The organism is Anabaena sp. CA = ATCC 33047 (genome assembly GCF_963870205.1).
In the GTDB taxonomy this organism is placed as follows: Bacteria; Cyanobacteriota; Cyanobacteriia; order Cyanobacteriales; family Nostocaceae; genus Trichormus.
Map to the genome: position 1 here is coordinate 173,368 of NZ_CAWMSA010000040.1, position 11,107 is coordinate 184,474.

9 protein-coding genes are annotated in these 11,107 nt (G+C 39.6%); 7 read left to right on the top strand and 2 right to left on the bottom strand.

Annotated elements, in window-relative coordinates:
* Nucleotides 1-73: 73 nt before the first annotated feature.
* The 7 genes from AACS98_RS10255 (at nucleotide 74) to AACS98_RS10285 (ending at nucleotide 9,203) form a co-directional block, all read left to right on the top strand.
* Nucleotides 74-823 (top strand): biliverdin-producing heme oxygenase, encoded by a 750-nt coding sequence (locus tag AACS98_RS10255; protein ID WP_066379153.1) that lies wholly within the window; start codon nucleotides 74-76, stop codon nucleotides 821-823.
* 142 nt (nucleotides 824-965) lie between these two features.
* The gene (hemN, locus tag AACS98_RS10260) at nucleotides 966-2,363 is read left to right on the top strand and encodes an oxygen-independent coproporphyrinogen III oxidase (protein WP_066379155.1); all 1,398 of its coding nucleotides are present in this window, start codon (nucleotides 966-968) and stop codon (nucleotides 2,361-2,363) included.
* A gap of 166 nt (nucleotides 2,364-2,529) precedes the next feature.
* Nucleotides 2,530-3,369 (top strand): acyl-CoA desaturase, encoded by an 840-nt coding sequence (locus tag AACS98_RS10265; protein WP_066379605.1) that lies wholly within the window; start codon nucleotides 2,530-2,532, stop codon nucleotides 3,367-3,369.
* A gap of 788 nt (nucleotides 3,370-4,157) precedes the next feature.
* Complete coding sequence (locus AACS98_RS10270; RefSeq protein WP_066379159.1) at nucleotides 4,158-4,337, top strand: hypothetical protein; 180 nt, start codon at nucleotides 4,158-4,160, stop codon at nucleotides 4,335-4,337.
* Nucleotides 4,338-4,648: 311 nt separating this feature from the next.
* A complete protein-coding gene (locus AACS98_RS10275; protein ID WP_066379165.1) occupies nucleotides 4,649-7,276 on the top strand; it encodes a trans-splicing intein-formed DNA polymerase III subunit alpha N-terminal partner DnaE-N in 2,628 nt (875 codons plus the stop codon).
* 260 nt (nucleotides 7,277-7,536) lie between these two features.
* The gene (locus tag AACS98_RS10280; protein WP_066379168.1) at nucleotides 7,537-8,391 is read left to right on the top strand and encodes a sulfurtransferase; all 855 of its coding nucleotides are present in this window, start codon (nucleotides 7,537-7,539) and stop codon (nucleotides 8,389-8,391) included.
* Nucleotides 8,392-8,459: 68 nt separating this feature from the next.
* Nucleotides 8,460-9,203: a DsbA family protein gene (locus AACS98_RS10285; RefSeq protein ID WP_066379172.1), complete on the top strand. Its 744-nt coding sequence runs from the start codon at nucleotides 8,460-8,462 to the stop codon at nucleotides 9,201-9,203.
* Nucleotides 9,204-9,289: 86 nt separating this feature from the next.
* Here the strand turns inward: AACS98_RS10285 and AACS98_RS10290 are convergent, their stop codons facing one another.
* Both AACS98_RS10290 and AACS98_RS10295 read right to left on the bottom strand, forming a co-directional pair.
* Entirely contained in the window at nucleotides 9,290-9,661 is a 372-nt protein-coding gene (locus AACS98_RS10290) for a hypothetical protein (RefSeq protein WP_066379174.1), read from the bottom strand.
* Nucleotides 9,662-9,725: 64 nt separating this feature from the next.
* Complete coding sequence (locus AACS98_RS10295; protein ID WP_082803647.1) at nucleotides 9,726-10,877, bottom strand: glycosyltransferase family 4 protein; 1,152 nt, start codon at nucleotides 10,875-10,877, stop codon at nucleotides 9,726-9,728.
* Nucleotides 10,878-11,107 lie beyond the last annotated feature (230 nt).

Here is an 11,107-nt window from a genome sequence, read left to right on the forward strand (position 1 = left end):
TTTTGAATTGATTCGTGCCTAATGCCGATTTCCATCAAACATCACAAAGTTTGTTAGCAGTGAGGTATTCATTATGAGTAGCGATTTAGATATGCGTTTACGGGAAGGTACAAGACATTCCCATACCTTGGCGGAAAACACAGCGTTTATGAAATGTTTTCTCAAAGGCATAGTAGAAAAGAGCTTCTTTCGGAAATTGCTGGCGAATCTCTACTTTGTTTACTGTGTTTTAGAGGAAGAATTGCAGCGACATCAAAATCATCCAGTGGTGGGGTTGATTTACTTCCCCGAACTGAATCGCAAAGCCAATTTAGAGCAAGATTTAGCCTACTATTACGGTGAAAACTGGCGAGAGGAAATTAGTCCTTCTCCAGTCGGACAGGTATATGTTAACCGCTTGCGGGAAGTTGCCAACACCCAACCAGAATTGTTAATTGCTCATGCTTACACCCGCTACATGGGCGATTTATCCGGTGGACAAGCATTGCGAAAGATTGCCCGTTCTGCAATGGATTTACCAGCAGATCAAGGCACTGCAATGCACGAATTTGAACAAATTCCTACCCCGGAAGCAAAACGGGCGTTTAAAGAAAAGTACCGTCAGGCGTTGAGTGGTTTGGATATAGATGAAGCCATGATTCAGAAAATTGTCGAGGAAGCTAATTATGCTTTTACTCTGAATCGAGATGTAGTTCATGAATTAGAAGCAGATGTCAAAGCTGTAGTTGGTGAGCATATCTTTGATTTAATTACTCGCCAAGATAAACCAGGTAGTACAGAACATTCTCCGGGACATAGCAAGGAAATGGATTACAGCATTTAGAGTGTGGAGTGTGGAGTTAAAAGACTGTTTATTGCATAGGGTTTCACAGGTTTGTAGTAAGCATTTTAGTGTTGGGAATATTCAGGACTAAAGTCCTTACTACAAACATGGACACACACAGGATTTTTCATTACAAGTTTTTATGAAAGTTTTACCACAGAATGTTAAATTTGATGCTGATTTGCTGAAAAAATATGATCAGCCTTTACCCCGCTACACTAGCTATCCTCCAGCCACAGAGTTAACTGAGGATTTTCAACAAGCTGATTTTAAAGCAGCGATCGCAGTCGGAAATTACAAAAAAACTCCACTATCACTGTATTGTCATATTCCCTTTTGTGAAAGTGCTTGTTATTTCTGTGGTTGTAATACTATCATTACCCCAAACAAAGCACTTGCCGAACCTTATTTAAATTACTTAATTCGCAATATTCAGCAAGTCGCATCTTTAATTGATCACCAACGAAAAGTACAACAACTACATTGGGGTGGTGGAACTCCTAACTATTTATCTCTGCGTCAGGTTGAAACCCTTTGGTATACCCTCCATCATTGTTTTGATTTTGATGATGATGCAGAAATTTCTATTGAAGTCAATCCCCGTTTCTTAGATAGAGACTACCTCTTTGGTTTGAGGAATTTAGGTTTTAATCGCATTAGTTTTGGTATTCAAGACTTTGATTTCCAGGTACAGCAAGCGGTTAACCGGATTCAACCGGAAGAGATGCTATTTCAGGTAATGGACTGGGTGCGAGATGCTGGTTTTACCAGTGTTAATGTTGATTTGATTTATGGCTTACCTTATCAAAATCTAGAAACTTTTAAAAGTACCGTCCGTAAGACTATGCAACTCAATCCAGACCGGATTGCTGTGTTTAACTTTGCTTATGTACCTTGGTTAAAACCAATTCAACGTTTAATTCCCCAAGACGCATTACCGTTAGCCGGAGAAAAACTGGAAATTATCAAGATGACAATTGAGGAATTAACTACCAATGGCTATGTTTTCATTGGGATGGATCATTTTGCTAAACCAAATGATGAATTAGCGATCGCCCAACAAAACGGTCAACTACATCGCAACTTCCAAGGCTATACCACCAAACCAGAGTCGGATTTATTGGGGTTTGGCATGAGTTCAATTAGTATGCTCCATGATGTGTATGTGCAGAATCATAAACGGATAAAAAATTACTATCAGGCGATTAATCATGATGAATTACCGATTGAAAAAGGAGTGAAACTGAATCAAGATGATATCATTCGCCGCACGATAATTATGGAATTGATGTGTCAATTTCAACTTTCACTAAATAACATTGAGGAAAAATATCATTTGAACTTTGATAGTGATTTTGGCGAATATTTTCAAAGAGAACAATTAAAACTTCGATTATTAGAAGCCGATGGTTTGATTAAACTTTCTCCTAATCATATTGAAGTCACACCAAGCGGACGGTTACTTATCCGCAACATCGCGGCTGTATTTGATGCCTATCTACAAGAAAAATCAGGTACTGGTTTTTCTCAAGCAATTTGAAGAATTGGGCATCGATGCACAGGGCATAAATCAATTCAAAATACCCTACGGGAAGGCAAGCCTACAAAATTCAAAATTAAAGAATTCTGGGGAAAAAATCTCCCCTGCCTCCCCTGCCTCCCCTGCTTTCCCAATCCCCAGTCCCCAGTCCCCATTAATTAATTCCATGAGAACTTGGTCAGATAACCCCCAGTCTTTGCGTCTTGATTGGATAGCTGTAGCATTTTTCGCTACTATTCACGTGCTAGCATTGTTAGCACCTTGGTTTTTTTCTTGGTCTGCATTAGGTGTAGCTGTGTTTCTACATTGGCTATTTGGCAGTATTGGAGTTTGCTTAGGCTATCACCGAATGTTAAGCCATCGGAGTTTGCGAGTCCCGAAGTGGTTGGAGTATGCGATCGCAATTTTAGGTGCTTTATCAATCCAGGGAGGGCCGATTTTCTGGGTGGCTGGACATCGTTTACACCATGCTCACACGGAAGATGAATACAAAGATCCCTACTCTGCCCGCCGAGGTTTCTGGTGGAGTCATATGTTATGGATTTTGTATCCTAATCGGCAATTCTTTGATTATGAATGTTATCAACGATATGCCCCAGATTTAGCACGAGATGCTTTTTACTGTTGGCTGAATCGTTACTTTTTGTGGTTGCAAATTCCTGTAGCATTATTGCTTTATGTATTGGGTGGTTGGTCATTTATAATTTACGGTGTATTTGTTCGCGCTGTGATTCTCTGGCATACGACTTGGTTTATCAACTCTGTGACTCATCTGTGGGGATACCGCACTTTTGACTGTGATGATAATTCCCGTAACCTGTGGTGGGCGGCAATTCTCACCTATGGTGAAGGCTGGCACAACAATCACCATGCTTACCCTCATGTAGCCAAATGTGGCTGGCGATGGTGGGAAATTGATATTACTTGGTGGGCGATCGCCTTATTAAAAACAGTCGGTTTGGCGAAGGATGTCAACTTACCACCCACTCAGGTAGCAAAATCTTGATTTAGCATCTCGACATCTTCCCCCATTCCAGCTAACAAAAGTTTTTCCTTTTCCCTTTCCTCTAGGAGAGGATTGGGGAGAGGTAGGAAACGGAGGCTAGCAGGGTTAGGTGTTTTAAAACCCTAATTCTTATTTGAATACAACTCCGATAATTAATATCAATAGGTTAATTTTTAAACATAAACATATCAATAATTACATTTATTAACATAATAAAATTTGATGCTAACCCTATTGATTTCTATGATTTCGACTGGGAAGATAAATATAACAATGCACAGCATCAAGTTTTTATACTCGATTTTCCAAAATCAAACAGTTTCATAATTTTGCTCTGGTGGGGTGTATTCCATCACCAGAAATTGGGCATCAGGCGATCGCCTACCTGAGAAAACAGCCCATCGCTTGGCATTTCTGAGTATACGTATCAAACAATATGTATTTTTGTCAACTTTTCTAGCCTTGATACAACTATTTTCTCAGTATTATTTTCGCAAAGAAGGAATCAAAAATACATGAACAGAAATACCATCATGTTCTATCAAAGCTTTACCATTAGTGCCTACATTACCTACAAAAATCATAAGTATATATACCCAAGATGGGAACTTAAAGTTGAAGAGTCAGTCTGACAAATGTGGCAGAAATCTTTACGTAAAGTTCCGCAATTGCCACCAGGACAATTGAATGTAGATCATGGCATCTTTAACAAGAAAATCACTAGCTGGCAGTGTTATTCATAAGTCCTAACTGTTGCCACACCGTTTTTATACTATTTTGTTACTCCTATGGCTGATAAACACAACAAAATTCAATTCCCGCTTTGGCAATATCTCAACCAACCGTTATTTAGCCGTGATTCTCAATTAGAACTCAACCCCCGTCGTTTTGCCCATAGATGGCGAATAGGACTTTTACAACGGTGTTGGAATAAAGAATGTGATGCCAAAGGGCCACAACAGCATTAAATTTCCCCAACCTCCTGTATTGACTGCATATCTCCAAAGCAAGCCTCGTTGATCAAACGTGGCTTTTTGCCTTTTGGGGGAGTGGGGAGTGGGAAAGCAGAGGGAGGGAAGGAAAGGAAGGGAGGCAGGGGAGGCAGAGGGAGAAAAATTTAATCCCCAATGACTAATGACTAATGACTAATAACTAATGACTAAAGTAACTATTAATACATGAATTGCGGAAGTTAAAATTTTGCAAACACGTTAATCTAGTATGCCGTTGCTGGATAAAATCTAGCGCACCAGGGTTGGGTTTGTGCTGGGAGAAGTTTATGTCCTTTGTACCTTTACATATTCACAGTGATTACAGTCTGCTGGATGGAGCAAGTCAGCTACCAGATTTGATTGATCGGGCGATTGAACTAGGGATAAAGGCGATCGCAGTTACCGATCACGGTGTCATGTATGGTGCTGTTGAACTGCTAAAAACCTGCCGCAGCAAAAATATTAAGGCAATTATTGGCAATGAAATGTATATCATTAACGGCGACATTGAAAAACAAGAACGTCGTCCTAAATATCATCAAGTTGTCTTAGCCAAAAATAATAAAGGTTACAAAAATTTAGTTAAATTAACAACAATTTCTCACCTGCAAGGTGTTCAAGGTAAAGGAATTTTTTCTCGCCCTTGTATTAATAAAGAATTATTACAAAAATATCATGAAGGTTTAATAGTTACCAGTGCTTGTTTAGGTGGAGAAATTCCCCAGGCAATTCTGAGCGGCAGACCAGACGCAGCGCGGAAAGTGGCAAAATGGTATAAAGATGTATTTGGTGATGATTTTTATCTAGAAATTCAAGACCACGGTTCGCAAGAAGACCGCATAGTTAACGTTGAAATCATCAAAATAGCACGGGAATTAAATATTAAATTCGTCGCTACCAATGACTCTCATTTTACATCTTGCTTTGATGTCGAAGCTCACGACGCTTTGCTATGTATTCAAACAGGCAAGTTAATTATTGAAGATAATCGGATGCGTTATAGCGGTACAGAATATCTCAAATCTGCCGATGAGATGAAGCTGTTATTTCGTGACCATTTACCAGATGATGTGATTGCTGAAGCCATCAATAGAACCGAAGAAGTAGCTGATAAAATCGAGCCTTACCAAATTATGGGTGAGCCTCGCATTCCTAATTATCCTATTCCTGCGGGTCATACTGCTGATACCTACGTCGAAGAAGTAGCTTGGCAAGGACTATTAGAAAGATTAAATCGTAAATCCCGCAGCGAAGTAGATTCAGTCTACAGAGAAAGACTGGAATATGAACTGAAAATGTTGCAACAGATGGGTTTTTCCACCTACTTTTTAGTCGTGTGGGACTACATCAAATTTGCTAGAGATAATAATATTCCTGTAGGGCCTGGAAGGGGTTCGGCGGCTGGTTCATTAGTTGCCTATACAATGGGAATTACTAATATTGACCCGGTGCATCATGGCTTACTATTTGAGCGATTCTTAAACCCAGAACGTAAATCTATGCCTGATATCGATACAGATTTCTGTATTGAACAACGGGATAAAGTGATTGACTATGTAACTGAAAAATACGGTAAGGATAGAGTAGCTCAAATTATTACCTTTAACCGTCTAACTTCCAAAGCAGTTTTAAAAGATGTTGCCAGAGTGTTAAATATTCCCTACGGGGAAGCCGACCAAATGGCGAAATTAATTCCTGTGGTACGGGGTAAACCCACTAAACTCAAAGTAATGATTTCTGATGCAACTCCAGAACCAGAGTTTAAAGCAAAATATGATAGTGACCCAAAAGTACGCCATTGGATTGACATGGCCATGCGAATTGAGGGAACTAACAAAACCTTTGGGGTTCACGCCGCAGGTGTAGTCATTTCTGCTGAACCATTAGATGAAATTGTCCCCTTACAAAGAAATAATGACGGGTCTGTAATTACCCAATATTTCATGGAAGACCTAGAATCAATGGGTTTGTTAAAAATGGACTTTTTGGGTCTAAAAAACTTAACCATGATTCAAAAAACCATTGATTTAATTCAAGAAAACCACGGGTTTACAATAGACCCGTATGAAATCACTAATCAAGAACGCAAAGCTCAAAGAATATTAGCTAAAGGTGAGCATAAAACTCTGCCCAAAGATGTACAAAAAACCTATGAACTTTTAGAATCGGGTGAATTAGAAGGAGTATTTCAATTAGAGTCTTCAGGGATGAAGCAGATAGTCCGAGATTTGAAACCTTCTAATATTGAAGATATTTCTTCTATTTTGGCACTTTATCGACCAGGGCCCTTAGATGCGGGATTGATTCCTAAATTTATCAACCGTAAACATGGACGAGAAAGTATTGATTATGAAAGCCAAATTTTAGAACCCATCTTAAATGAAACCTATGGCATCATGGTTTATCAAGAGCAAATCATGAAAATTGCTCAAGATATGGCTGGTTATTCATTAGGACAAGCTGACTTACTGCGCCGTGCTATGGGTAAAAAGAAAGTAGCAGAGATGCAGAAGCAGCAGGAAAAATTTATTGATGGAGCAACTAAGAATGGTGTAAAAAAACAAGTAGCTGAGAAGCTATTTGATGATATGTTGAAATTTGCTGAGTATTGCTTAAGTTCTGACACAGAAATTTTAACAGTTGAATATGGTTATTTACCTATTGGTGAGATAGTAGAAAAAGGTCTTGAATGCACAGTATTTAGTGTTGATATTAATGGCATTGTTTACACCCAGCCTACTGCACAATGGCATAATCGCGGACAACAAGAAGTTTTTGAATATAGTTTAGAAGATGGTTCAGTAATTCGGGCGACAAAAGACCATAAATTTATGACTCAAGATGGGCAAATGTTGCCAATTGATGAAATATTTGAACGAGGTTTAGACTTATTACAGGTAAACCTTAAAATGTAAATAAACTTAGGGCAAAGTACAGCAGCTAATGATGTCATTACCTTACGGCTAATATCCAATTTCAACAAACCTCTGCGTTACTTTGCGTGAACCTCCGCGCTCCTGGAGCGTTAAAAAATCAAACAGAACTGGTGCAAGATATCAAACTACAAAAGTTATTCGCCAACAATTAACATTCATTATTCTGTAAATTTCATGCCAAAATGCCAATCAGGTGAGCGCGATAATGCCCAATGACACGGTAACAGCAGCATGAAAGCGTGAATACAAAACTCCTCATTTCTCCTCAAGAACTCACGTCTTTGTTAGCAGAAAAATCGCCACAAACTGTCATTATCGATACGCGAAGCCCAGAAGAATATGCTAGTTCTCACATTCCTAAATCCATCAATATTAGAGATTTTTTCACTTATCTTTTAGATAATTCCTACCCAGCAGGATTAAAGCAATTGCAAGAGTATTTTGCTCAACTTCTGAGTGATGTAGGAATATCTGGGGCAGAAAGATTAATTGTCTATGAAGATGCTTTAAATAAAGGTTACGGCCAATCTTGTAGAGCAGCTTTTTTACTCCAGTATTTAGGATGTCCTCATGTATATGTTTTACACGGCGGATATCAAGGTTGGTTGGCTGCGGGTTTACCTACTACCGATGAAGTTCCTGAACGGGAAAGCAGTATATTTAGATTGCATCCCCAGCCGGAGATGATAGTGACGACTATCCAAATGTTGCAAGCAATCAACAATCCAGCAATTATAAAATTGGATGTGCGCGATCGCAACGAATGGCAAGGCTTAAGTTCTTCACCCTACGGTACTGATTTTTGCCCCCGCAAGGGCAGAATTCCTTATGCTGTATGGTTAGAATGGCATCGTTTGATGACATTTGAATCGGGAATACCGATGTTTCGTTCACCAGCAGAAATCTTAGAAATTTGTGAATCTGTTGGGATTACTTCCGAGTCAATAGTGTATGTTTACTGCTTTAAAGGTTCTAGGGCTGCTAATACACTGATTGCTTTACAACAGGCTGGAATTCACGCCAAAAATTATTTTGGTTCTTGGAATGAATGGTCACGTGACAATTCATTACCGATTGATGCCACAGTTATATAATTTGTAATTATCACTGGCTGGCATTTCAGGGAATACTAGAGAAATATTAATGTCTCCAGTATTTTGCTATGCGTCAATTTTTGCAGTATCTACGTACCTGGGCAATAATTAGCTTATTGTCTGTAGTTTTAGCTTGGTCATTTCCTGCACAAGCAGCCAGTAAAGTCAACCCCCAACTAGAACAGCAAGTTTTAGAAATTCTCCGCCAACACCCAGAGGTGATTATTGAATCTGTCCAAGCATACCAACAACAACAGCAACAAACACTAAATCAAGCCCGACAGACATTTTTGCAGGATTTGCAAACCAACCCCCAAGCAGTTATTGCTTCTTCTCCTACTATTGGAGGAACTGCATCAAAAACTTTGTTAATCGAGTTTTCTGATTATCAATGTCCCTACTGTGCTGAAGCTCATACAAAATTAAAGGAGTTGTTAGCCAAGCATGAAAATGAAGTGACATTAGTTTATAAACATTTTCCCTTACCAATTCATCCCCAAGCTATACCAGCAGCAAAAGCGGCTTGGGCTGCAAATCAGCAGGGAAAGTTTTGGCTGTATCATGATGCCCTATTTACAAATCAAAAACAATTAGGTGAAGATTTGTATTTAGATATTGCTAAAAAACTGAATCTAGACTTAGAAAAATTTAATCGCGATCGCCTACTTGCTGATCCTGCTATTCAACAAGATATGCAACTAGGTGAACAACTGGGAGTTCCTGGTACACCCTTCTTTGTGATGAATGGGAAAAATTACTCTGGCGCAGTCCAGTTATTAGAAATCGAGAGTAAACTAGCTGAGGCAGCATAAAAATTGACCGTAACGCACCAAGATTTTATGAGGTGCGTTGCACTTGGCTTTAACGCACCCTACAATTTAATGTTTACTTTATCAATTTAATCTTCTAATTGCTGAGTTGGTACTTCAACGGCGGTAATATCAATTGTGCCTTCGGGTGCGAAGCGGTGAAAATGGCCTTTTTGTACTGTGAGTTGTTCGCCACAGTTAGGACACTGCAATTGACTATTATTTAATCCTGTAAATTCATATTGGCAGACGGGACACTGATCAGTTACTAGGTTGCGTTCCAGCCACCAACGAAACCCGAAAAATGCGACTACAGGCACTAGCAACATTAATCCAAATAGAATCAACAACGAATTTACCAACCAACCCAAACCAAATGAAGTCAGTAACCAGAAAATTACTAACACAGTCAGCCAAGGGCGGAGATTGTAGAGATTCAGTTGAGAATTGTTATAGTTCATTTTTAAATACTATCTTGCTCTCCTTCTAGGATAGCGAGTTTAGTTGTTAGTCATTGGTGAAAAACTATGAACTCTCAAGTAAGGACAAAAGCTGTTGTTTCAAGGCTTCCATGCCAAAATTTGCGATCGCTTGTTCTCTTAGCCATTGTCCATCACAACGTTGATCATCTCCTTTGAGAATTTCGATACAAGCTGCGGCTACAGCTTCAGGATCGCGGTGAGGAACTCGCCAACCGACTTTACCATCCTGTACTGGATCGGCTGAACCATCGTCATCACCGGACAACACTGGGACACCACAGGCCATAGCTTCTAAATATACAATCCCGAAGCCTTCTTGAGAGGGCATAATATAAGCATCGGCGAGGCGGTAGTGCGATACTAAATCATCTGTGGGGACAAAACCAGCAAAGACAACGCGATCGCTTACTCCTAAATCTTGGGCTAGCTTGGCTAATCTTGGTTGGTCATCACCGCGACCAATTACCAAATATTTTACATCTGGAAATACCTGGGCGATTTTGGGCAGGGCGCGAATTGTCATATCTACGCCTTTATATATATCTCCTGACCAGAGTCGTGCTACAGTCATGATCACTTTGGCATCTGTTAAGCCGTACTTTGTGACTAATTCTGGTAGCTTCGCGCCGGCGGTAAATTTTTCGCCATCAATGGCACAAGCTAGCATTTTGACTTGATTTGGATTTATACCATTAGCAGCACAAGCGCGATCGCGACTGTAGCGGCTGATTGTCCAGATATCGGTGGCTGTGGCTAAAGCACGGCGTTCTTTAATGTTGAGGGGTTCCCAAACTTCTTTTCCATAAGTCAGGACAGTGTAAGGAATTCCCAAGGGTTGGCACAGGGTTTGTATTAATACAGCCAGGTTGATATGACCACAGAAAACACGTTTGGGGCGTTTTTGCAGTAAATACTTCAGTAATACCCCAGCCATTTTGATTCTGCCTATCTGGGGTGATTGATGGTGAAAATAATGAAATTTTAAGCGATCGCACTCAAACTGATTCGAGCATTCAGGACTATCTCGCAACAAAAATACTTCTGCTTGATAACCTGGATTCAACTCCAAATAAGCGCGGAAAATATCTTTAACATAAGATTGAATTCCACCTTCCCGTGCAAAAATCTCTAAGAACACGAAGATATGGTCGGCTACTTTGCCAGAATTTTCACCTAATTTTAAATTTTTGGCCACTGTATTAATTAATTAAGTAGAAAGACACACAATAACTGAACTATGTGAACCCAGGTCAAGATAGGGAAACCTTTTTGTCTGCCTCCTGCCTTATCGCTATGACAATTATTTATGTCAATCTACTTAGTATTGATATTTTCTTGATACGGGTAGTTTGAACTATCCTGGCTTTGAAAAACCAGGATTCCGAACTGATATTGCTACGTGAGCTAAAGCTACACTCCGCAATG

Bases quoted from the DNA above. Each gene is read 5' to 3' on its own strand.
- AACS98_RS10255 (WP_066379153.1), top strand. From the start codon at position 74: ATGAGTAGCGATTTAGATATGCGTTTACGGGAAGGTACAAGACATTCC.
- hemN (WP_066379155.1), top strand. From the start codon at position 966: ATGAAAGTTTTACCACAGAATGTTAAATTTGATGCTGATTTGCTGAAA.
- AACS98_RS10265 (WP_066379605.1), top strand. From the start codon at position 2,530: ATGAGAACTTGGTCAGATAACCCCCAGTCTTTGCGTCTTGATTGGATA.
- AACS98_RS10270 (WP_066379159.1), top strand. From the start codon at position 4,158: ATGGCTGATAAACACAACAAAATTCAATTCCCGCTTTGGCAATATCTC.
- AACS98_RS10275 (WP_066379165.1), top strand. From the start codon at position 4,649: ATGTCCTTTGTACCTTTACATATTCACAGTGATTACAGTCTGCTGGAT.
- AACS98_RS10285 (WP_066379172.1), top strand. From the start codon at position 8,460: ATGCGTCAATTTTTGCAGTATCTACGTACCTGGGCAATAATTAGCTTA.
- AACS98_RS10290 (WP_066379174.1), bottom strand. From the start codon at position 9,661: ATGAACTATAACAATTCTCAACTGAATCTCTACAATCTCCGCCCTTGG.